Origin of the sequence: Faecalibacter rhinopitheci, from assembly GCF_015234135.1 — a bacterium.
Classification (GTDB): Bacteria; Bacteroidota; Bacteroidia; order Flavobacteriales; family Weeksellaceae; genus Empedobacter; species Empedobacter rhinopitheci.
This window is the reverse complement of record NZ_JADGIK010000003.1, coordinates 308993-334304: the sequence shown is the minus strand read 5'-3', so window position 1 is coordinate 334304 and position 25312 is coordinate 308993. Positions and strand designations below refer to the sequence as shown.

General features: G+C 32.2%; 22 protein-coding genes. 4 read left to right on the top strand and 18 right to left on the bottom strand.

Annotated features, from left to right (window positions below; genetic code table 11):
* Positions 1-727: 727 nt before the first annotated feature.
* The 5 genes from IM532_RS06500 to IM532_RS06480 form a co-directional block, all read right to left on the bottom strand.
* Positions 728-4768 carry a carbohydrate binding domain-containing protein gene (locus IM532_RS06500; RefSeq protein WP_194182642.1) on the bottom strand — a complete coding sequence of 1347 codons (4041 nt, stop codon included), beginning with the start codon at positions 4766-4768 and terminating at the stop codon, positions 728-730.
* 52 nt (positions 4769-4820) lie between these two features.
* Positions 4821-5573 carry a hypothetical protein gene (locus tag IM532_RS06495; protein ID WP_194182641.1) on the bottom strand — a complete coding sequence of 251 codons (753 nt, stop codon included), beginning with the start codon at positions 5571-5573 and terminating at the stop codon, positions 4821-4823.
* Positions 5574-5817: 244 nt separating this feature from the next.
* Entirely contained in the window at positions 5818-7038 is a 1221-nt protein-coding gene (locus tag IM532_RS06490) for a bifunctional folylpolyglutamate synthase/dihydrofolate synthase (RefSeq protein ID WP_194182640.1), read from the bottom strand.
* Positions 7039-7137: 99 nt separating this feature from the next.
* The gene (gene nhaA / locus IM532_RS06485) at positions 7138-8295 is read right to left on the bottom strand and encodes a Na+/H+ antiporter NhaA (RefSeq protein ID WP_194182639.1); all 1158 of its coding nucleotides are present in this window, start codon (positions 8293-8295) and stop codon (positions 7138-7140) included.
* Between the two features lie 94 nt (positions 8296-8389).
* Complete coding sequence (locus tag IM532_RS06480) at positions 8390-9451, bottom strand: anhydro-N-acetylmuramic acid kinase (RefSeq protein WP_194182638.1); 1062 nt, start codon at positions 9449-9451, stop codon at positions 8390-8392.
* A gap of 509 nt (positions 9452-9960) precedes the next feature.
* Here IM532_RS06480 and glyA point away from each other — a divergent pair.
* The gene (gene glyA / locus IM532_RS06475) at positions 9961-11235 is read left to right on the top strand and encodes a serine hydroxymethyltransferase (protein ID WP_194182637.1); all 1275 of its coding nucleotides are present in this window, start codon (positions 9961-9963) and stop codon (positions 11233-11235) included.
* 49 nt (positions 11236-11284) lie between these two features.
* Here the strand turns inward: glyA and IM532_RS06470 are convergent, their stop codons facing one another.
* Positions 11285-11665, bottom strand: coding sequence for a winged helix-turn-helix transcriptional regulator (locus tag IM532_RS06470; protein ID WP_194182636.1), 381 nt, complete (start codon positions 11663-11665; stop codon positions 11285-11287).
* A gap of 161 nt (positions 11666-11826) precedes the next feature.
* Between IM532_RS06470 and IM532_RS06465 the strand changes: the two genes are divergently transcribed.
* Entirely contained in the window at positions 11827-12498 is a 672-nt protein-coding gene (locus IM532_RS06465; protein WP_194182635.1) for a type 1 glutamine amidotransferase domain-containing protein, read from the top strand.
* A 189-nt stretch (positions 12499-12687) separates the two neighbouring features.
* Here IM532_RS06465 and atpG read toward each other — a convergent pair whose 3' ends face one another.
* The 8 genes from atpG to IM532_RS06425 form a co-directional block, all read right to left on the bottom strand.
* Complete coding sequence (gene atpG / locus IM532_RS06460) at positions 12688-13554, bottom strand: ATP synthase F1 subunit gamma (RefSeq protein ID WP_194182634.1); 867 nt, start codon at positions 13552-13554, stop codon at positions 12688-12690.
* Between the two features lie 71 nt (positions 13555-13625).
* Entirely contained in the window at positions 13626-15200 is a 1575-nt protein-coding gene (gene atpA / locus IM532_RS06455) for a F0F1 ATP synthase subunit alpha (protein ID WP_194182633.1), read from the bottom strand.
* A gap of 11 nt (positions 15201-15211) precedes the next feature.
* On the bottom strand, positions 15212-15772 hold the full coding sequence (gene atpH, locus IM532_RS06450; RefSeq protein ID WP_194182632.1) for an ATP synthase F1 subunit delta: 561 nt from the start codon (positions 15770-15772) through the stop codon (positions 15212-15214).
* A 2-nt stretch (positions 15773-15774) separates the two neighbouring features.
* Positions 15775-16269, bottom strand: a complete 495-nt coding sequence (locus IM532_RS06445; protein WP_194182631.1) for a F0F1 ATP synthase subunit B — start codon at positions 16267-16269, stop codon at positions 15775-15777.
* Between the two features lie 99 nt (positions 16270-16368).
* Positions 16369-16578, bottom strand: coding sequence for an ATP synthase F0 subunit C (gene atpE / locus IM532_RS06440; protein ID WP_194182653.1), 210 nt, complete (start codon positions 16576-16578; stop codon positions 16369-16371).
* A 68-nt stretch (positions 16579-16646) separates the two neighbouring features.
* Positions 16647-17786 (bottom strand): F0F1 ATP synthase subunit A, encoded by a 1140-nt coding sequence (gene atpB, locus IM532_RS06435; RefSeq protein WP_194182630.1) that lies wholly within the window; start codon positions 17784-17786, stop codon positions 16647-16649.
* 78 nt (positions 17787-17864) lie between these two features.
* A complete protein-coding gene (locus IM532_RS06430; RefSeq protein WP_194182629.1) occupies positions 17865-18245 on the bottom strand; it encodes a hypothetical protein in 381 nt (126 codons plus the stop codon).
* Between the two features lie 2 nt (positions 18246-18247).
* On the bottom strand, positions 18248-18463 hold the full coding sequence (locus tag IM532_RS06425; RefSeq protein WP_194182628.1) for an AtpZ/AtpI family protein: 216 nt from the start codon (positions 18461-18463) through the stop codon (positions 18248-18250).
* 34 nt (positions 18464-18497) lie between these two features.
* Between IM532_RS06425 and dusB the strand changes: the two genes are divergently transcribed.
* Together dusB and IM532_RS06415 are read left to right on the top strand one after the other, a co-directional pair.
* Positions 18498-19487 carry a tRNA dihydrouridine synthase DusB gene (dusB, locus tag IM532_RS06420; RefSeq protein WP_194182627.1) on the top strand — a complete coding sequence of 330 codons (990 nt, stop codon included), beginning with the start codon at positions 18498-18500 and terminating at the stop codon, positions 19485-19487.
* 410 nt (positions 19488-19897) lie between these two features.
* Positions 19898-21082, top strand: a complete 1185-nt coding sequence (locus tag IM532_RS06415; protein WP_194182626.1) for a DcaP family trimeric outer membrane transporter — start codon at positions 19898-19900, stop codon at positions 21080-21082.
* A gap of 58 nt (positions 21083-21140) precedes the next feature.
* On the opposite strand, the gene IM532_RS06410 is transcribed toward IM532_RS06415, so the two are convergent.
* The 4 genes from IM532_RS06410 to IM532_RS06395 all read right to left on the bottom strand — a co-directional run bounded on the left by IM532_RS06410 (position 21141) and on the right by IM532_RS06395 (position 25211).
* Complete coding sequence (locus IM532_RS06410) at positions 21141-21443, bottom strand: hypothetical protein (RefSeq protein ID WP_194182625.1); 303 nt, start codon at positions 21441-21443, stop codon at positions 21141-21143.
* Between the two features lie 93 nt (positions 21444-21536).
* Positions 21537-22649 carry a DUF2891 domain-containing protein gene (locus IM532_RS06405; RefSeq protein WP_194182624.1) on the bottom strand — a complete coding sequence of 371 codons (1113 nt, stop codon included), beginning with the start codon at positions 22647-22649 and terminating at the stop codon, positions 21537-21539.
* A gap of 241 nt (positions 22650-22890) precedes the next feature.
* The gene (locus IM532_RS06400; RefSeq protein WP_194182623.1) at positions 22891-23724 is read right to left on the bottom strand and encodes an IS110 family RNA-guided transposase; all 834 of its coding nucleotides are present in this window, start codon (positions 23722-23724) and stop codon (positions 22891-22893) included.
* Positions 23725-24185: 461 nt separating this feature from the next.
* Positions 24186-25211: an alpha/beta hydrolase gene (locus IM532_RS06395; protein ID WP_194182622.1), complete on the bottom strand. Its 1026-nt coding sequence runs from the start codon at positions 25209-25211 to the stop codon at positions 24186-24188.
* Positions 25212-25312: the final 101 nt, after the last annotated feature.

The following is a 25312-nucleotide window of genomic DNA, read 5'->3' as shown; positions in this document are numbered from 1 at the left end:
GCGTTAGCTTCTATGTTTTACAACTTCGAATTTCCTTTAGCTCTATTATTTAAGGATTGACCTAATTTGTATTCGGCTTTTATTTCTTTCGTCTTATATTATAATTTCAAATGAACTTCTCATTAATATGCAAACAGCTTTCGTTGTTTGCGGTTGCAAAGGTAATTGCTTATTTTTAAACTACAAAATAAAATCTTAAAAAGTTTTTACTCCCGTTTAAATCGCTATTACTTCACTATTTTTTCAATTTACAATACTACTCGTCTTTCGTATTGAGAGTGCAAATATAGGGCAACATAATTCGTTTTTCCAAATGGTTTTGGGAATTATTTTCACTTTCACCCCTAACTCACTGAACTTCGGTGAAATATTTTTTGAAATAATTCTTGACGTAATAGTTTTAGGAAATATGGGCGGTTCTTTTAGGCTTGAAATGGGAAATTTTTATTATATATAGTAAAGATATATTCATCGAAATGTTCGTTACAAGATATATATTAATAGAAAGATGACTATTATTATATATAAAGAATCAAATTACTTGAAATAATTCCGGATTAATATGCTCTGATTATTACAAAAGGTCTGCTCATATGAGCAGACCTTTTGTAATACTTTGAATAATGATTCCAGACAACTTCATACAACGTATGAAGTTTTAAACCTCATCATGAATACAAATAAAAAAAGGAGAGCTAATGCTCTCCTTCATATCGAATGCTCAAAGTTATTTCTTTTCAGCTTGATCTAAATTAATTGTTGGGTTTACAAATCCATCTAAACAGTTTTTAAGATTAACTCGGATGTATTGTGGACCTCCGAATTCTTGACCATTTTGAATGGTTTGAACTTTCATCAATAAAATTTGATCTGGTTGTAAATCGTAAATACGGTTAATTTCATAATGAGCTTCAGAATCACTCTCGAAAATTCTAGTTAATAAACTTTCTGGTAAAATTTCATCTTCTAACTCATCATAGCTATCTACGACAGTAGATGTTCCATCAGAATTTAAAATTGTTGTTTGCACCACTTTTCCTAAAGCAAAACTTACTTTATATTCTGTACAAGCACTTGGTTTTTGAATTTTTATAAAATCAGCAGCACAAATTTCTAAAGTATCTGTAACATTAACTCCATCAAAAATTGATTGAGGAACTACTGATACATCATGTAAGTAAATTTGATTCCCTAAGTTGGCTTGAACAATACTTGTGTATTTGAAAACAACTCTATTGAATGGTTGATTAATTCCACCAATTCTGAATCGAGGTACTGGAGTTTTGAATAATAATAAATTTAAATTTAAAACTTTGAATTCATTACTTGCTACTTCAGGACCTACTTTTTGGTCATCTAAATAACGTTGTACTGTAAAATCAGCTCCCAAATCTAACGATAATACGTTAGTTCCTTCATTTGTCATGATGACTTCTAACTCATCTCCAGGTCTTGCTTCTCTTCTTAAACGAACATCTAATGTTTGTGCATTTAATGCTCCTACCGTTTTATTAAAGATTGCATAAGTATATGGATCGTCGTCTACTGCTAAATACGGATAGACAACAGATGCTAATGAAGTTGCAACTCCTAAACCTATATCTTGATTACCCCATGAAATATCACTTACGTAATCGTTTAATTTTAATTTTCTCGAAATAATATTATTTCCTGCATCAACTTCTATATTTTCTGGTTTAACCACAACAATATCCTCCGGAGATGTAGGAATAATGTATTTTAGTTTATTTGGTTGTGTGTTAGAAACCGGAATTTTAGCACCACTAATATATATTGGTTGTACAGCAGTAGGTTCTCCATCTTGAATCACACGGTCTTTTTCGTAATAAGCTCCATAAAGAACTGCATTATTACCAATCGCCAATAATGATCCTAAAATAACACGCACCCCTTTGTAAGGTTTAGCTACTCCGTTACCATCAGCAGGAACAAATACATATTCGAATACATTATCACCTGTTAATAAATCTAATAATGCACCTTCACCTACTGATTTGATAGGTCCAATTGCTTTATCATTAGCATCTAATGCAACTATTGTTAGACCTCCACCAACTTGAGCACCACTATATTCTTGTCCTAATTTTACATGTAATGGTGTACCAGCTTCTACTACTTCATCAAAATATATATTTTGCCAAGTTGTACCTAAACCTAATAAACCTACCATTACAGAAATTGTAGAGTGCGTTGATAAATCGTTATCGTAAGCATTCTCTTTATTAGCCACTAGACCAGCTAATGTTGTTCCCCATCCACTTCCTGAAGGAGCTGCAGTTGCAATTACTTTTTCTGTAACAACTTTACATTTATTTAAATCATATACCGTTAATGTTAACGACGCATAAGAAACACATCCGGCTGTAACACCATCAGCAGCAACAGTTGTCACTTTTACTGTAAATGTATAAGTTCCTTCTGCTGTATATTGAAAATAATCACCAACATTATAAGATCGTCCATTTTGATCAATTACCTCAACAGTACTATTAACATCAGATGTAATTACAGGAATCTTATATTTGTTTAATTCTTGGTTTAATCGACCTTCATCAGCATTCAAGAAATATAATGGTTGAGAATGGAAATTACCTCCAGTGATTTCAATGTTATTTTTTTGAACATTTAATTTCAGAATGTTTGAATACGAATAACGATTAGGACGAGTACCTTCTGGTCGCTCCTGCGCTTTTCTTCTAATCCAAACTTTACTTTTTACATTTTGTAATATAATTTCTTTACGACCATTTGAAGTTTCTCCTTCTTGATTACCGTCAGAGTCAGAGAATTCATTCCAAGTAATTCCATCATCGTAGCTTACTTCCCAAGAATACTTTACACCATAACGTGCTCCGTTTGTTGTAACATAAGTACCTTGCGCATCTTGTTTATTGAAAATCTTAATCGGATTTTCTCCAACAATCTGACCATTTTCATCAATGATGTCATTTGTAGGACAAATATTCAGTTCCTCTAAAGTCGAATCTGAAGCTAAAGAAATTTCACCAGGCTTAGGTAATTCAATGGCAGTTTTAGAAAGTGTAATAAAACCTTTTTCACTCTCACATCCTGATGCAGATAATCTTGAATATGAATATTCCAATTCACCCGTAAAATTCATATTAATAGGGGTATTATATGGAATTTCTATACCAGCAGCATCATAAAACTTAAAGTTAACAGCTGCATCTCTTAATCCTGACGCTTGATAAATAGTAAAAGCTCCCGTTTCATTTAAAACTCTGGTAATATTATTTGGTTTCTCTGGAATTCTTGAAATATTATTCGAAACGTTCAATGTGACATCAGGATTATTCATAGGACCAGATGCAGAAGCATTACCGTATCTTAATTCTAAACCACCTACAATTTCGTCTGATAAATTTGAATAAGTATAGTTCATTTCAAAAACAACCACTTCATCCTTCGCAAATGTTTTAGCTTTTGCGTAACCAATGGTTCCTGTCAATTCTAAATTTCCAGAAATAACCGTTAAAGAATTTACATCGATATTACTTCCGTTGAATTTTAATTTCTTTCCAGCAGTAGAAATTCTACTTTCACCAATAATTTCTATTGGTCCGTTCGAAACATTTTTTAAAGTATATCTTACTTTCTTATTATTAGAATTACCTGTAAAACATGTTTCTAATATTTCTGATTGCAGATTGAATATTGGACTTGTAGCAGTAGATATTGACCCATTTGTAAAAGTAATATTTGCTATACTACATACTCCTAATAGATTACATAATCTATATTGCAAAGGTCCAGTAATTCTTCCAGATCCTTCAGCAATTTTTAATTCTCCCGTTTCAGTATCAATAGTATACCCTAATGGCCAATTACCTACTTGAGAAATTGTTGCATTACGATTATCACCTTTTAATTTGATACCTCCAACAATTCCTTCAATAGAATCATCAGAAATTATAGATGACGATTTCGTATTATAATTAATAACATTATCATTCGCCTTAATTACTTCATCGATAGTTGAATTTGAACATTCAATTGGAGCAATATTTTGATCTTCTATTTTTTCTAAAGTAATATCATCTACGTAGAAATCATTTCCTCCATCCGATTCTATGTCATTTCTCAACGAGATAGCTATATCTGAACAATTTATATTATTAGGAATTTTAAAAACCCATGAAATTTCAATCCATTTATCTTTTTCAGTAGTACTAATACCTTCTGAGTTACCTAATACCTGTTCAGTAGAAATGTTTTGAGCTTCAAATTTTATCTTTACATTGTTTTGACCATTCGCATATACATAAGCATTTACTCTATAAGTTTTTCCTGCTTCTAAAGAAACTGCACGTCTATAAAATTGGTTTAAAATTTTACCTCCATTTACAACTAATACAGCACCATCATCAGATGAATCTGTATAATTTGGAACATCTTTCCACCATGTTGCCCAACTAGGTTTATCTGCAGGCAAATTCGAATAGATATATTTTGGAGAAATTACCGCATAATATCCATTATCTATAACGTTTATTTTCTCATTTTCTCCAGAATAATTAGGAGCTATTTCCGCTAACTTATAAAATTTAGATCCATGCGAAAATTGTGTAGCAATTAATGTTGCATCTTTACCCACTTGAGGTACAAAGACTGAAGGTAATCGTGTTTTCGATTTTCCAAAATCTTCTTTAAATACCACCTGTGCTGAAGCTATCTGAAAAAATCCAAAAAGCAAAAGCCATGTATATATTAATTTATTTATTTTCATTTTGTATTAATTTAAATTAAACAATCTTTTCGTTTATACTACGGATAAACGATTATTTAACTTTTAATACAACGTTCATAAAAGATCCTGTACGAATAACTTTTGTTGGATCTACTTTATAAAAAAGCTCACCGTTAGTCGTAACAATTACATCAGAAAATAAAGTTTGGTCAATAAATGTTACATAGTACTCGTATTTATCCTTTGATAATACAAAACCACATAACCCTTTTGTTGGATTTGCTGTACAGTCTAAATCTGCAATTTCTGTATCTGTTAAAGCTGAAGAAGCTACAGGTTTTTCAAATTGTTTTTTGAAAATATTATATAAATCAACTTTATAAATATTATTAGCTGTATTTAATGAAAAACTCGTATCGTTTAAAACATCACCAGCAATTAAACGAGGGTCCACTGCAGTAGTTGGCAATGCTACAGAGGGCATATAAAAGAATTTAGACGATGAATCCATACGTTCCCAAATTCCTTCAATATTATCTCCTTCTGGGTGAGAATAATAAAAATATCCTGGAGAAGTAACTTTAACAGTTTTTCCAGCAGGAGCAGAATCCGCTTCAGTAACATATACAATTGCACCATTTTGAGCAGTTGTATATAAGTCATTTTTTGCTCTTAATTGATTTCCAGTAATACGAGGCGCAATAACCCCATCAATAACATTGTTATCATCACCTTTTCCAATAATATCTAATGTAGCTTTAGGCTCAGCAGTTCCTATTCCTACCTGAGCAAATAAACTCACACTTGACATAGCAAATGCTATCCCTAGTAAATACTTTTTCATAAATTTTTAATTAATTAAACCATCACAAAGTTAAGTTAATTTATTAAATACAACTATGTATTGATAAATTTTAAAAATGTAATTAGTACATAATTAAATGTATTATAAATATTTATTTCGTTTTATCTCTAAGAAACATAGATATTACAATAATAATAAACAGATTAAATAATTACTGTGATATTTACCTATTGTTTTAACGAAGTTTTAAGTAAACTATCGAAATAAAGAATAGCCGTTAAATTTATATAACTTCAGCAACAACAAAGGTTGATCCGCCTATATAAATAAAATCATTTTCAGTAGCGGCTTCTTTAGCTGCTTTTAAGGCTTTATCTACCGAATCAAAATAATGAATATCTTTTAACTCTTTCGGAACCATATTTCTTAATTCATCTATTGGTAATTTGCGCGGAACATTAGGTTCACAAAAATAATAAGTAGCCATTTTCGGAAAAAATGAAAGACTTTCTTTCACATCTTTGTCATTTACAAATCCTAAAACTAAATGCAAATTTTTGTACGGTTGCTCATTAATTTGCTTAGCGATTTCTAATAAACCATGGGGATTATGCGCTGTATCAGCTACAATTAATGGATGCTGACCTAAAACATCCCAACGTCCTCTTAGATTTGTATTTTTTACAACATTTAAAAGTCCATTAGATATATTTTCTTCACTAATTGTCCAGTGTTGATTTTGAAGCTGTTCAATTGCAGTTAAAACTGTTCGTCTATTTTTTACTTGATAAGAACCAATAAGATCTGAAGGTAAATCCTGATAAAATTTTTCTTCTGCAAAAATAATTTCCGAATTTCTTTCTAAAGCTAAATCAGCAAAAACCTTTTTTGTTTCTTGAGTCGTTTCTCCAATGACTATAGGTGTATTTGGCTTAATAATGCCTCCTTTTTCAAAAGCAATTTTCTCTAACGTATCTCCTAAAAATTGTGTGTGTTCTAAAGCTATATTAGTAATAATTGAAAGTTCAGGTAAAATGATATTCGTTGAATCTAATCGACCTCCTAATCCAGTTTCTATTACTGCAATATCTACTTGTTGTTGGGCAAAATATTCAAAAGCCATCGCAATTGCAATCTCGAAGAAGGAAGCACCTTGTGCAATGATCTTTTCTTCGTGTTGGTGAACAAATTTTACTACAAATTCTTCTTCACACATCGCTCCGTTAATACGAATACGTTCTCTAAAATCTTTTAAATGAGGTGAAGTTGTTAACCCAACTTTATAACCAGCTTCGTGTAGAATAGAAGCTAACATATGAGATGTACTTCCTTTACCATTTGTTCCGGCGATATGAATTGTTTTAAATTTAGTTTGAGGATTTCCAAGATATTCACATAACTCAGTAATATTCGTTAAATCTGCCTTCATTGCAGATGCGCCTATACGCTGAAACATTGGTAAATTAGAAAATAACCAATCAATAGTTTCTTGATACGTTCTCATTTGTTCAAAATATTTATACGAAGATACGCAGGTATAAAATAAAAGTCGATTTCTTCCAAAGAAAAAATCGACTTAAGTATAGGATTTATTTTTATTAAATTAATCTGAGAAATCCTGACGCTTTGTTAATGTAGTTTTTAAATAAAAGAACCCTAATAAAGCTGCAGTTACAGAAGCTACCAAAATCATTAATTTTGCTTCGTTGATATAATCAGGGTCATTAAAGGCTAACATCGAAACAAATATCGACATTGTAAAACCAATTCCACCAAGCATTCCAACTCCAAAAACGCGTTTAAAGTTTACTGCCGTTGGCAATTCACATAAACCAAGTTTTACTGCAATCCATGTAAAAAATGTAATACCTACTGGTTTTCCTATTACTAATCCTAAAAAGATTCCGGCAGCCAATGGAAAACTAAAATGAGAAAATCCACCACCTTCTATCGTAATTGCAGTATTAGCTAATGCGAATAAAGGTAAAATTAGAAATGCAACTGGGATATGTAATGCTTCTTGTGTTTTATACGATAATGATTTTGAATCATCTTTATCAAAAGGAATTGTAAATGCTACTAAAACCCCTGCAATTGTTGCATGAATTCCTGAATGTAACATAAACCACCATACTGCTATTCCTCCAATAATATAAGGAATAATAGATTTTACTTTCATCTTATTCAAAGCAAAAAGACCTAATAATATTGCAATCGCAATTCCGAATTGTGTAAAATCTAAAGGTAATTCTGGATTAGGATAGAACAATGCAATTACGACAATTGCTCCTAAATCATCAATAACAGCCAATGCAGTTAAAAATACTTTTAAAGATAATGGCACCCTACTTCCTAGCATCGTAATAATAGCTACTGCAAAGGCAATATCCGTTGCCATTGGTATTCCAAAACCATGTAAAGTATCGGTATTAAAATTTAATATCGCAAATATCCCAGCCGGGATTAACATTCCTCCCAATGCAGCAAAAATGGGTAAAATTGCTTTTTTTATATTAGATAATTCACCAACAAAAATTTCTCGTTTTAATTCTAATCCAATTAAGAAAAAGAAAATAGCCATTAATCCATCATTGATCCAATGTGCAAAAGAATGCCCAAACATATCTAGATGCCATAAGCTTTGATATGAATCAGAAAATAAAGAATTTGCTACGACTAACGAGAAAATTGTACAGAAAATTAAGGTAATTCCACCAGAAGTTTGGCTATGAAAAAATTTTTGAAATAGTTTAGAAACCATCTTTAAGTATTTGTAATTTTCGTAAATGTAATGAACTTAAAATTTCTTTCCCAAAACTTTAAGGTTTAACTCTACGAAATTGACAATCTGAAAATTATTTTACAGCTTCATAGATTATTCCTGAACAATGGTCTTTGATAGCACCAGTTACAGATGACAAACAATTTACTTGATTTGTAAATTTCCTGTATCCTAAGAACGCAAATATCAAAGCTTCTTTAAAATCAATTAAATCATCCTTTGGAATGATTATTTCAGTTGAGGATTTCTGTTTTAATAAATTGATTAATAATAGATTTCGAGTTCCTCCTCCAGTTATTAACACCTTGTTGATATCGTGTTTTTCGAATATCGTATTGATCTGATAAACCATATGCTCTATACAGCTAATTAGCTTATCTTCAATGGATAAATCATAGTTTTCAACAATTGTTAAAAACTCCTTTTCTATCCATTCAAAGCCTAAAGATTTTGGATAAGATTGTTGATAGAAATCCAATTGATTTAATTCATCCACTAATTCTTGATAAACTTTTCCTCTGGATGCATTTTCTCCATTTTTATCATAATCCAATCCCAATTGATTGGCATAATTATTTAAGACAATATTAATCGGGCAAATATCAAAAGCTATACGCTTTCCATTTCGATTCATTGAAATATTCGAGAATCCACCCAAATTCAAACAAGCATCGTATTGATTAAATAATAATTCGTCACCAATAGGAACCAAAGGTGCACCTTGTCCTCCTAGAATCACATCTTGTGTCCGGAAATCACAAATCACACGTTGTTGACATTTGGAAGAAATTGCTGCTCCATTCCCAATTTGTAATGTAAAATTTTTATTAGGTTGATGAAATATTGTTTGTCCGTGCGATGCTATAAAATCTAAACGTTTGATTTTATATTTTTCCACAAATAGTTTCACTTGTTCACCTAAATAATAACCAAATTGTACATCTAGTTCACACAATTGCATAGCCGACATTTGATATGCATTTTTCAATTGATTTTTCATCTCAGAAGAATAATTGATTCCTTCGGTTTGTAGAATTTCAAACGATGTGTCCGAGTCAAATCGAACATAACAAATATCTAATCCGTCTAATGATGTTCCGGACATTAAACCAATGCAGTAAATGGGATTTTTCATAGGGCTAAATTAAGGAATTTGATGATTTAATAATTCGTTCATTCTATGTTTTAAAAAGTTTAAATTAGAAGAATAATTATAGAATGATATTCTCCATTTGTCTTGTTGAACTTGTTTCAACATCACATCATTATTGGATGAGATCCTAAAACGAGTTCGGAATGACTTAGAAATTAGACGTGTGATTGATTCCTTCTTACTTCTCGATACAAATTTTCTGCATTACATTTCGAAAATTCACTCGAAATGACGAAACTTAGAACTTAGAACTTAGAACTTAGAACTTAGAACTTAGAACTTAGAACTTAGAACTTAGAACTTAGAACTTAGAACTTAGAACTTAGAACTTAGAACTTAGAACTTAGAACTTAGAACTTAGAACTTAGAACAAAATTAAAAAACACAGCCGAAGAGAACACCCAAAAAATAATAATCCGCATATTTTTTTGAATTTAAAATAAAGGATAAAAATCTTATCTTTGGTTGCATAATTTACAAACAAACAGAAAATGGCACATGACATTATCTTCGATTTGATCGAAGACGAAAAAGAAAGACAATTAAACGGGATTGAATTAATCGCATCTGAAAACTTTGTTTCTGAAGACGTAATGCGTGCAATGGGTTCTGTTTTAACAAATAAATATGCTGAGGGTTACCCAGGAAAAAGATATTACGGAGGTTGTGAAGTAGTTGATCAAATCGAAACAATTGCTATAGAACGAATCAAGACATTATTTAATGCAGAATATGCAAACGTACAACCACACTCAGGTTCACAAGCAAATGCTGCAGTTTACTTAGCGTGTTTAAAACCTGGTGATAAAATCTTAGGATTTGATTTATCTCACGGTGGTCACTTAACGCATGGTTCTCCAGTTAACTTTTCTGGTATGACGTACAAAACTTCTTTCTACGGTGTAGATAAAGAAACTGGTCGTATCGATTACGAAGCAATGGCTGAAACAGCTCGTGCTGAAAAACCACAATTAATTATTTGTGGAGCTTCTGCTTACTCTCGTGATATTGACTATGCAAAATTCCGTAAAGTAGCGGACGAAGTTGGTGCATTATTATTAGCTGACGTTTCTCACCCAGCAGGGTTAATCGCTCGTGGAATATTAAATGATCCAATGCCTCATTGTCACATTGTAACGACAACTACGCATAAAACATTACGTGGACCTCGTGGTGGAGTGATTATGATGGGGAAAGATTTTGAAAATCCTTGGGGTTACAAAACGTCTAAAGGAGAAGTAAAAATGATGTCTCAATTATTAAACGCTGCAGTTTTCCCAGGAACGCAAGGTGGACCATTAGAGCACGTGATCGGAGCAAAAGCAGTTGCTTTCGAAGAAGCTTTATCTGATGGTTATATGGAGTACATTTTACAAGTGGTTAAAAATGCAAAAGCATTAGCAGATGCTTTAGTGGCTAAAGGATACGATATAGTTTCTGGAGGAACAGACAACCACTGTATGTTAATTGACTTACGTAATAAAGGAATTTCTGGTAAACAAGCTGAAAATGCTCTAGTAGAAGCAGAAATTACGTGTAATAAAAACATGGTCCCATTCGATGATAAATCACCATTTGTTACTTCGGGTATCCGTTTAGGAACTGCTGCTGTAACTACTCGTGGTTTAGTTGAAACAGATATGCAAACAGTTGCTGATTTTATTGACGAAGTTTTAATGAACATCGGAAATGAGGAAGTAATGGATTCAGTGGCTGATCGTGTAAATGAATTTATGGCTGATCGTCCATTATTTCAGATGAACTAATTAGATACTATCAAATAGTACATAAATATAAGAAAGTCCTGAACGCTGTTCAGGACTTTTTATTTTCACAAGTATTTACTAATTCCACATTGAATTCTTTGACCACTTGATTTCCCCAGTCCATCAAAATATTAAGAACTGGAATAAAACTTTTACCCATTTCTGTTAAGCCATAAATCACTTTTAATGGTGGTTTATTTCCATAGACTTCACGGTAGACTAAACCATCAGCTTCTAATTGTTTTAACTGAATGCTTAGAGTTCTTTCAGTAACATCAGGTAATTCTTTTCTTAATTCATTGTATCGCTTTGCTTCATCAATTAAATGTGCTAAAATTACGGTCTTCCATTTTCCACCTATCATATCCATTGCTAAACTAATGGCACATGGATACGTCTTCCCTATAATTCGAGATGTTGTATCTAACATTATTTATTTGACTATCCAATTGGATAGTTCTTGCGAAGGTAAACTTACGGTACTAAATTTGCAACTATAAAAAGTATAGTTTAATGCTGAAAATTAATTTAATCCTGACTATGTTTTTGACATGTATTACAGGATTTGGACAAACAATAAATAATAAAAATATGAACGAGAAGATTTTATTTGTGATTACAAGTCACGAGGAAAAAGGAAATACAGGGGAAAAAACTGGATATTTTTTAGGTGAAGTAGCTCATCCTTGGAAAGTATTAGTTAACGCAGGTTATGAAATTGATTTTGTAAGTCCAAAAGGTGGAGAATCTCCAATTGATGGTTTCGATTTAGATGATCCAATTAACAAAGAGTTTTATGAAAATGAATATTACCAAAATAAAATCAAAAACTCAATGACTCCAGATGAAGTAAAAGTAGAAGAATATAAATCTATTTATTATGCAGGTGGTCATGGAGCAGTTTGGGATTTTCCACAAAACGAAGAAATCGCTGCAATTGCTACAAAGATTTATGAAAATAATGGTATTGTAGCTGCTGTTTGTCATGGACCAGCTGGATTATTGAATATCAAATTATCTAATGGAAAATACTTAATTGATGGTAAGAAAGTAAATGGATTTACAAACGTTGAAGAGGAAGCGGTAGGATTGACTGACGTTGTTCCTTTCTTATTAGAAGATGAAATGAAAAAGCGTGGAGGAATATTTGAAGCTGTTGAGCCATGGCAACCATACGTTGTAGTAGATCAACGTGTAATTACAGGTCAAAACCCACAATCAGCTACTAAAGTTGGTGAAGCAATTGTAGAAGCTTTAAAATAATTTTTATAAATACTTATAATAAAAAAGCCCCAAAGTATGTTGGGGCTTTTTTTATTATAATATTATGAAATAATACATTTTAGATTTCAAACTAGTTTACCATTTTTTTAACTACTGCATGTTACTGCATAAAAAAAGCAACCTCTTTTAGAGATTGCTTGATTGTATGTTGAATATAATATTCTAATCTTATGCATTTAATGCCTCTGCACCACCTACGATCTCTAAGATTTCGTTTGTAATAGCAGCTTGACGAGCTTTATTGTATTGAATTTTCAATGCTTTTTGTAACTCGCTTGCATTATCAGTTGCTTTATGCATTGCAGTCATACGTGCACCGTGCTCAGAAGCATTAGCATCTAAAACAGCTTTGTATAATTGCGTTTTTAAAGTTTGAGGAATTAAATCATTTAAAATTTCTTCTTTCGAAGGAGTAAAAATGTAATCTAATTCAGCTGCATTTTCTTCATTCCCTTGTTCTAAAACAACAGGTAAGAATTGCTCGTCTTGAACGATTTGAACTGCTGCATTTCTAAATTGGTTGTATACGATACGAATTTGATCATATTTCCCTTCTTTGAATTCAGCAACTAAACCTTCAGCGATTTTAGCAACATCTGCAAAATTTAAGTTATCCCATAAAGCAGATTCATTAGCAGCAATAGTTTGAGTATTTTTGTACGCTTCGTAAGCTTTCTTACCAATTGTAACTAACTCTACATTTTTACCAGCTAATTCACCAGCTAATAAAGTATTAACTTTTTTAATAATACTAGAATTATATCCTCCACATAAACCACGGTTAGAGTTAATGGCTACAATAAGCACATTATTCACCTCACGTTGTTCTGTTAAAGCTCCTCCTACACCAGCATCTAAAGTAGAACTTACATTTTGTAATAAGTCACGTAATTTATTTGCATATGGACGTAGTTGAACAATAGATTCTTGTGCACGATTCAATTTTGCAGCCGATACCATTTTCATAGCACTCGTAATTTGCATTGTTGAACCTACAGAAGTAATTCTACTACGGATTTCTTTTAAATTTGCCATATAACTTTATAAGTTGAAGGATTATATAGTATAAACTGGGAACCGAGATTCCCAATTTATATTAGATATTATTAATATTTAGCTGTTGTATCTGCTACCACTTGGTTTAATGTAGCGATGATTGTATCATCCCATTTACCTTTACGGATAGTTTCTAAAGTATCAGCATATTTGTTTCTCAATAACTCTACGAAGTCAACTTGCCATTCTTTAACTTTGTTTGTAGGAACATTTTTCAATAATCCATTTGTACCTGCAAAGATAACAGCAACTTGCTCTTCTACTGGCATTGGAGAGTTAACTCCTTGCTTTAAAAGTTCTACGTTACGAATACCTTTTCCGATAACCGCCATTGTAGCAGCATCTAAATCAGAAGAGAATTTCGCGAACGCTTCTAACTCACGGTATTGAGCTTGGTCTAATTTTAAAGTACCAGAAACCTTTTTCATTGGTTTAGTTTGCGCAGAACCACCAACACGAGATACAGAAATACCTACGTTGATCGCTGGACGAACCCCTGAGTTGAATAAATCTGACTCTAAGAAGATCTGACCATCCGTAATCGAAATTACGTTAGTTGGGATATAAGCAGAAACGTCACCAGCTTGAGTTTCGATAATTGGTAATGCAGTTAATGAACCACCACCTTTTACGATACCTTTCATTGATTCTGGTAAATCATTCATTTGAGATGCAATTGTATTATCAGAGATAATTTTTGCAGCACGCTCTAATAAACGAGAATGTAAGTAGAAAACGTCACCAGGGTAAGCCTCACGTCCTGGAGGACGACGTAATAATAATGACACCTCACGGTAAGCTACCGCTTGTTTAGATAAATCATCATATACGATTAAAGCTGGACGACCTGAATCACGGAAATACTCACCAATAGCAGCACCTGACATAGGAGCATAAACTTGCATTGGAGCTGGATCTGATGCATTAGCAGCAACTACTACTGTATATTTATCAGCACCATGATCTTGTAATGTTTTCATAATTCCTGCAACTGTAGAACCTTTTTGTCCAACAGCAACATAAATACAGTAAACTGGTTCTCCTCTGTCATAGAATTCTTTTTGATTCAAAATAGCATCTAATGCAACAGAAGTTTTACCTGTTTGACGGTCACCAATGATTAACTCACGTTGACCACGACCAACTGGAATCATCGCATCAATAGAAACGATACCTGTTTGTAACGGCTCGCTTACTGGTTGACGATAGATAACCCCTGGAGCTTTACGCTCGATTGGCATTTCATATAATTGACCTTCGATTGGACCTTTACCATCGATAGGGTTTCCTAACATATCTACTACACGTCCTAACATTCCTTCACCAACATTGATCGAAGCAATTTTGTTAGTACGTTTTACAGTATCACCTTCTTTGATTCCTGTAGACGTTCCGAAAAGTACAATACCTACGTTATCTTCTTCTAAGTTTTGTACCATTCCCTCTAATCCATTAGAGAACTCTACTAACTCACCATATTGAGCATTATCTAACCCATAAACGCGAGCAATACCATCCCCAACACTTAGAACGGTTCCTACTTCTGCTAATTCAACTGCTGAATCGAAGCTAGAAAGTTGTTGTTTTAAAATAGCTGAAACTTCAGCTGGATTTATTTCTGGCATCTTTGAAATATTTAATATTTAGGAATGTAATCTTTGTTTAAAAATTGTTTTTTAAGTGAAGCTAATTTAGTTTTAATAGAAGAATCAATTTGAGTGTTTCCTACTTTTAAAACGAAACCTCCGATTAAAGAAGTATCAATTTTATTAATTACTTTCACTTGTGCATTTGCATCTAAACCTTCTTTAGCTTTAGCTACAATTTTATCGATTGTTGGTTGATCCAACTCTACTGCAGAAGAAATTTCTGCTGTAACGATATTATTCATGATATCATAAATTGTGATAAATTGCTCAGCAATTTTTGATAACATATTTTCTCTACCTTGTTTTACAACTAATGAAATGAATGTTTGAGAAGTTTTAGAAAAGCTTGCAAAAATTTGCATTAATGTAGCTTCTTTAATTTTAGCGTCTAAAATTGGAGAGTTTAAGAAAATTCTTAAATCATCACTATTTTTAATAACGTTTTTAACTTCATTCATCTCAGCATAGACAAGGTCAGTTTGATTTGCCTCTAAAGCAAATAACATCAAACCTTTTGCATATCTATTTGCTGCTCTGAATCCTGCCATTGTTAGTTGAATTTAACTTGATCAATAACTTGATTTACTAAAGTTTCTTGAGCCGATTTATCAGCTAATTCTTTAGTTAATATTTTCTCAGCAATTTCAATTGATAATTGACCTACTTGATTTTTGATATCAGCCATAGCAGACGCTTTCTCATTAGAGATAGCAATCTTAGCAGACTCAATTATACGATCAGCTTCAACTTGCGCAGAACCTTTTGCATCAGAAACGATTTTATCTTTCATCTCACGTGCTTCTTTTAAGATTGCATCACGCTCAATTTTAGCTTCTTTGATTAATCTTTCATTTTCAGCATTTAATGCTACTAATTTTTCTTCTGCTTTCTTTGCTGCATTTAGCGCATCTTCTATAGACTTCTCTCTTTCTTGTACTGCAGATAAGATTGGTTTCCATGCTACAGATCTTAAGATGACTAATAAGATGATAAAAACTACCGCTGTCCAAAAAATAAGACCAACCGAAGGAGTTATTAAATCCATTGTATGTTTTATTTGATATTTTTAATTTACGAGACTAATTTTTTAATAAGATTAGCTCCTATAACCAACCGTTATAGAAGCTAAACCTGTGTCAAATTCTTATCCGTTACCTAATAACGCAACTACGATACCGAATAAACCTGCACCCTCGATTAAGGCTGCAGCGATAATCATAGCTGTTTGAATTTTTGAAGCCGCTTCTGGCTGACGAGCGATACCTTCCATAGCTGAAGAACCGATTTTCCCGATTCCGAAACCTACTCCTAATACTGCTAATCCAGCTCCTAAAGCTGCAATACTTCCTGTAATTGCCATAATAATATGATTTAGATATATTAAAAAATTATTTTATTTATTGTTCTTTTTGTATTCTTTAATTAGTGTGCATCGTGATGCTCGTGTTCAGCTGTTGCTGTACCGATAAATAATGCTACTAACATTGTAAATACGAATGCTTGTAATACCGCTACTAATAACTCTAAACAGTAAATAAATAATGCTAATGGTAAAGACCCACCTGCCATAAATTCTGTTTGGAAGATAAAGATTAACGAAATTAACGATAAGATAATGATGTGACCTGCAGTAATGTTCGCAAATAAACGAATCATTAAGGCAAAGGGTTTAGTTATAACACCTATCAATTCAATTGGCGCTAATAATAACTTTACAGGAACTGGTACACCTGGCATCCATAACATATGTCCCCAGTATCCTTTATTTCCTGAAACATTAATCACTATTAATGCAATTACTGCTAAAACAAAAGTAACTGCAATATTACCTGTTACGTTTGCTGCCCCTGGTAATAATCCTAATAAGTTATTCACCCATATAAAGAAAAATAACGTTAATAAGTAGGGCATATATTTTGCATATTTTTTCTCCCCAATATTTGGAACCGCAACTTCGTCACGAATAAAAATAATGATTGGTTCAATAAATCCTGCAATACCTCTAGGTACTAAATTTCCTTTTTTGTAATTTGATGAAACTGCTGAGAAAACTAAGATTAAAATCACAAAAGACAGTAACATAGAAGCTACGTTTTTAGTAATTGAAAAATCTAATGGTTTTTCATTCTCTACGTGAGTAACACCTTTTTCATCTACGTGTAGTGTAACTAATTCTTGTGCATCAGTTTTGTAGATTTTCTCATGATAAAGTAAGTAATGATTACCATTACTTTCCACTACATGTTCACCATGGTGGAATTTAGATGACATGAAAACATTTAACCCGTTGTCATCCCATAAAATAATTGGTAAAGGAATAGAAACACTATTGTCCCCTTCTCCCCATAAGTGCCACTCATGTGCATCACCGATGTGGTGCATAATTGTTGGTACAGGATTAAAAGTAGACTCACCAGATTTAACCTTAGCTAATTCTTCTGCCTTAACTTGATTATCCTTTTGTACTAATTCACTGAACGTTGTTGTATTCTCATGATGTTGTGCCTTGGCAAAACCGAATGTGAATAACATTAGAAACGTTAATAACGCTGAAAATTTCATGTTTAATTCCTTTGTATCTAAATTGCGTGCAAAATTATAGTAAATTAACCACTTACCAAAGCGTAATGCTAAAAATCATTAAAACTTTTTTAAGTCAAGTTTTATTAGACGTAGAAACATTAAAACTTCAATGGACAAAATTACAAAATATGCTAATACCAAATGCAAAACATTCGATTTAATTTGTTCATTTACAATAATCAATGCTAATGTGATTGCCATTTTAGCAATCATTCCACCCATAAAAGTAAAACCAACAAAATCAGAGCTTTTCACTTTCACTAAAAACCCCGCTTGGAGAATCATAAAAGTAATTATACCTAAAATAATATAAATTTTGTACACTATTGGCGGATTTTCGCTAAGATTCATTGAAGATACTATCCAAAAATGCAATGCCCCAACTAACAAAACTAATATACTATATATTAATGTCAGTTTAATAAATTCTTTTCCCATAACTAATCTTTCGGTAATTGTCTAATTACAGAATAAATACCCCCAAATACCCCAAAAAGCGACAAGGCAGCTGTCCAATAAGGTTGTTTTGTTTGATATTTCTGATCTAACCAATAACCAATTCCGGCAAAGATAGCAATCGTAAGCGCCATTTGAATTCCCATTGCTGAAAATTTCAAATAATTATTAACGTTTTTTGTCTTAGGTTCTTGTTTCATAATTATTACGTAATTTTGCAAAAAATTATTTTCTGTGGTAAAGATAGGAAACATAGAGTTACCAGACTTCCCTTTATTACTTGCTCCGATGGAGGATGTGAGTGATCCACCTTTCCGTAGACTATGTAAACAACATGGTGCGGATTTGATGTATACTGAGTTTATTTCATCAGAAGGGTTAATTAGGGATGCGATGAAAAGTCGCATGAAATTAGATATTTTTGATTACGAAAGACCAATTGGTATTCAAATATTTGGTGGAGATGAGGAGGCAATGGCCATGTCTGCCAAGATTGTTGAAACTGTACAACCCGATTTGGTAGATATCAATTTCGGATGTCCTGTAAAGAAAGTTGTTTGTAAAGGCGCAGGCGCAGGTGTATTAAAGGATATTGATCTAATGGTCCGTTTAACAAAATCAGTTGTTGAAAGTACTCATTTACCTGTAACTGTAAAGACACGTTTAGGCTGGGATCATGATTCTATTAATATAGATGAAGTCGCTCAACGTTTGCAAGATACTGGGATTAAAGCTTTGGCGATACACGGTCGTACAAGAGCACAGATGTATAAAGGTCATTCAGATTGGTCGCATATCGCTCGAGTTAAAGCCAATCCAAATATTGAAATTCCAATTTTTGGAAATGGTGATATAGATTCTCCACAAAAAGCAGTTGAATATAAGGAGAAATATGGGGTAGATGGAATAATGATTGGTCGTGCGGCAATTGGTTATCCATGGATTTTTAACCATATTAAACATTACCGTGAAACAGGTGAACTGTTACCAGAACCGACAATCTATGAACGGATGGAAGCTGCAAAAAATCACCTGATGTGGGCAGTTGAATGGAAAGGAGAACGTACAGGAATTTTGGAAACACGTATGCATTATACAAACTATTTTAAAGGTATTCCTAATTTTAAACCTTATCGTACAAAACTAGTTACACAAGATAATTTAATTGATTTAGAAAATACTTTTAAAGAAATCGAAGAAGAATTTATTCCAAACCTAATATAATTTAATACAGCCCTAAATCCATTATTGATTTAGGGTTTATTTTTTAAAATTTTTAGATATTTATAAATCCTATAATTAATTATTGGCCAAACTATTAGTGGATTTAAAATTAGAAATATTCTAAAAGCAATATAACAATATATCTTATTCGAATCAATCTCAACTTTAATCATATTTTTATAATTCTAAAAATCATTAAATCCTTGGAATTTATAAGGAATTCTTCACCTTTAGTGCGAATATTATTTCCTTATAATAACTTTTTACAGAATTTTATTAATTTAATCCATTCATAGTGATTGTTTTATAATAAATGATTTCATTTGTTATACACCTCCCTACTGATACAAAATAAAAAAAAATAAAAAGGTTAACCGCTATTGTGAATAGTTAATTTGTATTAATTATTTATGAAAAAAATAGCTACCCTTGTACTTTTAATGTTCACAATTATATCTAATGCTCAGGATACGATTGTTGAACCAGAAGACACTACTCAAAACCCAACAATCTTGGGGGATTTAACTACTAAAAAAGGGCCGTGGGAAATAGGCTTATCCGGATTTATAGAAGCTGACGTTATTATTGATAATAAAAAAAATGCATTTGTAGATGGTTTTATGCCTTCATATATACAATCTAACAAAACTGATTATAGCTCACACGCTAGTATTCGACAATCTCAGGTTGGATTAAAATTTGGAAATACTGATTTAGATTTATCTGTATATTTTGAAATTGATTTCATTGGGGCAGATAATAAAACTGCTCCTAGATTTAGAAAAGGGTATATTACCTATAAAAATTGGAAAATCGGACAGGATTGGAGTACCAATGCAGATATGAATACATGGCCTAATATTTTCGATTTTAATGGACCTAATGGATCCATAGGAGTTCGTCGTATGCAAATCCGGTACACCAAAGAAGTCAATGCAAAACATCAGTACTCTTTTGCTTTAGAAGATCCTGATATTCCCAGTATAACAGTGCCAGATGATTCCTTAGGTTGGAAAATGAAACCAGTCTTACCAAATGTTATTGCAACTTATCGATACGGGGGAGAAACCTATATTCGAGGTGCGCTAACGCTTAATCCGATCAGTTATGATAAACGTTACACGACAAAAGAAGATTTTCATACAGAAACCATGTTAGGGTATGCCTTAAATTTAAGCTCTGTGATTAAAACTGGTAAAAAAAGTAAATTGATTCTACAAACTATGTATGGTAAAGGGGCGAATACCATTACACTAGCTTTTGGTGGAGAGGGATATGATGCTGTTCCTGATTTAAATGATCACAACAATTTAAAGATGTTGCCCTATCAAATGGGTATCGTAGCTTATGAACATTGGTGGAATGACAAATGGAGTTCAGTAGCCTATTACAACTATTCAAAAATCGGAAAAGAGAAATACATGACGGAAGGAATGACAAAATCCATTCAACATGCAGCTCTAAACCTTGTCTATAATCCCACATCTTATATACGAATGGGGATAGAAGGCAATTATGGATTCACCACCAGATATCAAGTTGAAAATAAATTAGAAGCTTTCCGCCTGCAAATTTCAACGGCAATATGTTTCTAATCAATCTATTTAAACACCTCCAATTTTTTGAGAGGTGTTTTTTATTCACCTGTATTCATTATTCACAATTATCTACCAATAATACATCTTCTGGTACCAATGAATCGTATTTTACTAAAACCACATCATCCACATCCAAACGTGTATTAAACAATACTTCATATACTTCACCATTCACTTCGTATTGTACCGTGGCATTCGGTCTACGAATCGAATTTTTGGCAGAAACTACGACTCCTTCTGTACATTTTCCTGTAACATCTAACTGTTTTTCTAACTGATTTGATGCATATAGATTATAACCTAAATATCCTAAACCGATAACACCAATGCCTGTGTATATAATTTTTTTTATTTCCATCTCTTAAGGTTTTTATCAAAATTAACGGATAATATTAGGCTATAGAATCCCTATTCTCAGCCATATTCACTTTATGGATGAAAAATCAATTGATCATTTGAGGAATTTTTGGATTGATGCATTGACGTGTTCTTGCAACTGCTTTGCAGATTCTATTTCTCTTTTTGTTTTCAACGCATATAAGGCAAAAGTTCCTAGCCAATGACTTCCCATATAATCGTCATTCGAAATGTTATTAAACGAATAATTTAAATGATGATCGGCCCAAGAAATTAAATAATTTAATTCAGGTAATTTATTCGCAATTTGATACAAAGTGGTTGCTCGACTAAAATTCAGCCCATCCAAATGCACCAATTGCCCATCCGTACGATCCGAAACAATTCCTGGTTTTAACTCGTGTTTTTGATCAAATAATTGCGGTAAAAAGGCTTTTAACCATTTTTTATATTCTTGATGCGAATGAATTTTCGACATCAATAGAGCTTCTTCTAAACAAGCCGACAAAAAATCAGAGCCACTTGGTTCAAAACCAATATTACATTCTTTATCTTTTAGGTATAATCGATTCGCATTTTCGATAATCGATTGTTCAAATGTTTGATCATTTACTGATCGTGCATAATCAATGGCTAAACTCAATCCAAAAGCGGTATTATCATGCGTACCTGTACGAATCGGATAAACCAATTTAGGAAGATAAGATTTGTACTTTTCGACAATCAAATCACTTAAGGGTTGAAGATTTTTTGCCCAACGTTGCGCATCAGCATCTTGCCAATTGTTCAATTCCATTTGCAATTGTAACAACCAAGCCCAACCGTAAGTACGTTCGAAATTTCGGTTATTCTTATCTTCGAAAAATGCTTTTTCGATAGCAACATTTTCAGCTGTGATTAATGCATTTAATTGTTGGCGCACTTCACCATTTTTATCCAATTCCGGAAAATCTTTCATCAACTTTACAATCGACCAAAATCCGTGTACCGAAGAATGCCAATCAAAACAGCCGTAAAAAATAGGACGCAATTGCTTTGGCGTTTTCAAATCCGCATCACTACCTAAAACATTTCCTAATTTGTTGGGATATTCTATCGTGATGCAATGCGTCGGTAAATCGAAAATCTTTTGTGCTTGTTCTATTTTCAATTCTTGTGCAAAAGCGGTCGAAGCACATAATGTAGTCACGAAAAGAAATTGTTTCATTGGGAATGTTTTTACTAAACTAAGCAAATTATTCTATCAAGCTAAATTTAAATAGCTTCTCAGCAACTATTCATATCGAGAACTTAGACCAATTTCCGTCTTATTTCTCGATACTAATTTTATTCATTTCATTCCTAAAATTCACTCGATATGACGGAAATATCAAGCTGAATTTAGTTCAACTTCTCATCACCTATTCAACTTATAAAAGATTCCTTGACAAGCTCGGAATGTTCTGTGTTTATAAACAAATATTTTCGTTATAATTTTGATTAGATTTTCCAATAGCAAAAATCTGTTTGATAAGTTTATTTGCTATTGCAACTTTTATTACTCGTTCAGGTTTACCTTTCGCTTTTAATCGATCGTACATTTCTTTGCAAGATTTATTACAGTATTTGGCTGACCAACTGCATAAATAAAGTAATTTTCTAAGTTGAGCTTTACCCATTTTACAAATATGTCCTTTCCCTCGAACGCTGCTCCCACTTTGATAGATCCGTGGACTAAATCCGATATAGGCGATGAGTTGTTTATAATTATCAAACTTTTTGAAATTATCTGTGATTAAAGCCATCATCATAGCTGTTTTGGGACCAACTCCTGGAATAGATTCTAAATGGGCTAATGTTTCGCCATATTCAGCTTTAGATAATAAATGCATTTGTTGCTCTATTTTTACTTTTGATTTTTCTAAATAACATATATCTTTTTTAAGTTCTTTTTCTAAAAATGAATCTAAACATCCACTGCTAACATAAGACTCCAACTGATGGCTATTCTGATGAATTTGCTTGTTTATAAGCTCTAATCGCGTATAAAGCTGTCGAAGTTTTATATTATTTTCACTTTCTAATTTCCATAATTTCAAATCGTTTTTCATTCCATATTCAGCGATCATTTTGGAATCTTTTTTGTCTGTTTTAGCTCGATAAAGCATCATCTGACTGAAACGTTTGATCACCAATGGATTTTCTACGCAAACTTGAATATGCTTTTGAAATAGATAACTTGCTAGCGCAAAATAATAGGTGCGAGAGGCTTCCATCACCACCCAATCATCTTGATTAATCAATCGGTTTAACGCTTTAAAACCTTTTGATTATTATCAAAAATTAGGTGTTGCCACTTCTCATTTTCAAGAAAACTTACATCAAATGTTTGTTTACTAATGTCAATTCCTATAATTTTACTCATAACAAATGTTTTAATCGAAAAGATCTCTACATTAATTTATCTATTCTAAATACAGGATTTATAACCTAATGTTCTGTTCAAATTTTTGTAGGAAGGGTAAAGGAACTAACATCCCGAACGGTCTACAACGACAAATGACAAGCTATAGTTTTTTTCTTTACCCTGGTCTTTTCTTCTATGTTTTATCTTCTAATTTAAACTTTTACAAACATAGAATGACATTTACCATTGATTAGTAATTCGTCAGTTCGAGTGAAAATCTTTGATTTTTATATCGAGAACGTAGACGAATTATCTTCTATATTAACTTAAAATGATTCTGAAACAAGATCAAAATAACTATTCTACTTTAAAATTTTTCAAAGCTTCTTTTGCTTGTTCACTTTGCGGAAAATGATTCACATTATATTCAAAATACTTTTTTGCTAAATCAAATTTCTTTTGTTTGACTAAATAAGTTGCCACCAAATGAATATATGTTTCTTGGGGTTGAAATGTAAAATTTCTTTTCGATGAAAATGCTTTAAACGAACCTTCTATTAAATTTGGTTGATTAGGAACATCTTTAATGTTGATGCGATAGCCGTCGAACATCCAACGCATAAAATCAATGTTTCCAATCATTGGTACCGATCCGTGTTCTTCGTCTGCGTATTGACGGTAAGTATAATTTAACGATTGATTTTTTGCTTCATTAATCAATGAATGAACCGCTTTTATTCCACCATAATGATCTTGCAAATGTCCAAAATTTTGACGTTCGCCCACTTGTGTAATCATTAATAATCGATTTTTAAAATCGTTCAATTTTACATTTTGATATAATTTTTTCAATTCAAAATCATTAAACCAAATACTTGGATCGTGCGCCACATAACCATTAAACATTTCTGGTTGATTGTATAATGTTTTTAAGGCAAAATATCCGCCCAATGAATGTCCAAGCAATAAGCGATAATTTTCAACACGATAATTTTTCTCCATAAACGGGAATAATTCGGTTTGGATAAATTGCAAAAACTTTGCATCATTTACGTGTGTAAAATCTTTTGTTCGGTCGCCATTTTTATTGGTAATCCCAACTATAATCGATTCTGGCATTTCTTGGTAATGTCCTTTTTGAAATTTATTCACAATTCCTGTTAAAAACGTAAAATTATCTTCAGCATCTAAAACATAAATGACTGGATATTTCGCAGGATCTAATTTAGAATTACGATAAGATACGGGCAGGTTAATCCAAATTTCCCTTTCAGTTCCCAAAACATTCGATTGAATCTTTTGTATTTCACCAATTGCTACTTTTTCTTGAGCAAATAGGTTTGCAGAAAAGAAGATTATGAATAAATATAGTAGTTTTTTCACAGCGTTGATTTTTCTTTAAATTTAATTATTTAGAACTAATCTAAAGAATGATTTTAGGCATAAAAAAACGACCTCATCAGAAGTCGTTTTTAATTATTATG

What these genes read in the sequence shown, in the direction of transcription:
- IM532_RS06500 (WP_194182642.1), bottom strand. Translation starts at nt 4,768, where the DNA reads ATGAAAATAAATAAATTAATATATACATGGCTTTTGCTTTTTGGATTT.
- IM532_RS06495 (WP_194182641.1), bottom strand. Translation starts at nt 5,573, where the DNA reads ATGAAAAAGTATTTACTAGGGATAGCATTTGCTATGTCAAGTGTGAGT.
- IM532_RS06490 (WP_194182640.1), bottom strand. Translation starts at nt 7,038, where the DNA reads ATGAGAACGTATCAAGAAACTATTGATTGGTTATTTTCTAATTTACCA.
- nhaA (WP_194182639.1), bottom strand. Translation starts at nt 8,295, where the DNA reads ATGGTTTCTAAACTATTTCAAAAATTTTTTCATAGCCAAACTTCTGGT.
- IM532_RS06480 (WP_194182638.1), bottom strand. Translation starts at nt 9,451, where the DNA reads ATGAAAAATCCCATTTACTGCATTGGTTTAATGTCCGGAACATCATTA.
- glyA (WP_194182637.1), top strand. Translation starts at nt 9,961, where the DNA reads ATGGCACATGACATTATCTTCGATTTGATCGAAGACGAAAAAGAAAGA.
- IM532_RS06470 (WP_194182636.1), bottom strand. Translation starts at nt 11,665, where the DNA reads ATGTTAGATACAACATCTCGAATTATAGGGAAGACGTATCCATGTGCC.
- IM532_RS06465 (WP_194182635.1), top strand. Translation starts at nt 11,827, where the DNA reads ATGAACGAGAAGATTTTATTTGTGATTACAAGTCACGAGGAAAAAGGA.
- atpG (WP_194182634.1), bottom strand. Translation starts at nt 13,554, where the DNA reads ATGGCAAATTTAAAAGAAATCCGTAGTAGAATTACTTCTGTAGGTTCA.
- atpA (WP_194182633.1), bottom strand. Translation starts at nt 15,200, where the DNA reads ATGCCAGAAATAAATCCAGCTGAAGTTTCAGCTATTTTAAAACAACAA.
- atpH (WP_194182632.1), bottom strand. Translation starts at nt 15,772, where the DNA reads ATGGCAGGATTCAGAGCAGCAAATAGATATGCAAAAGGTTTGATGTTA.
- IM532_RS06445 (WP_194182631.1), bottom strand. Translation starts at nt 16,269, where the DNA reads ATGGATTTAATAACTCCTTCGGTTGGTCTTATTTTTTGGACAGCGGTA.
- atpB (WP_194182630.1), bottom strand. Translation starts at nt 17,786, where the DNA reads ATGAAATTTTCAGCGTTATTAACGTTTCTAATGTTATTCACATTCGGT.
- IM532_RS06430 (WP_194182629.1), bottom strand. Translation starts at nt 18,245, where the DNA reads ATGGGAAAAGAATTTATTAAACTGACATTAATATATAGTATATTAGTT.
- IM532_RS06425 (WP_194182628.1), bottom strand. Translation starts at nt 18,463, where the DNA reads ATGAAACAAGAACCTAAGACAAAAAACGTTAATAATTATTTGAAATTT.
- IM532_RS06415 (WP_194182626.1), top strand. Translation starts at nt 19,898, where the DNA reads ATGAAAAAAATAGCTACCCTTGTACTTTTAATGTTCACAATTATATCT.
- IM532_RS06410 (WP_194182625.1), bottom strand. Translation starts at nt 21,443, where the DNA reads ATGGAAATAAAAAAAATTATATACACAGGCATTGGTGTTATCGGTTTA.
- IM532_RS06405 (WP_194182624.1), bottom strand. Translation starts at nt 22,649, where the DNA reads ATGAAACAATTTCTTTTCGTGACTACATTATGTGCTTCGACCGCTTTT.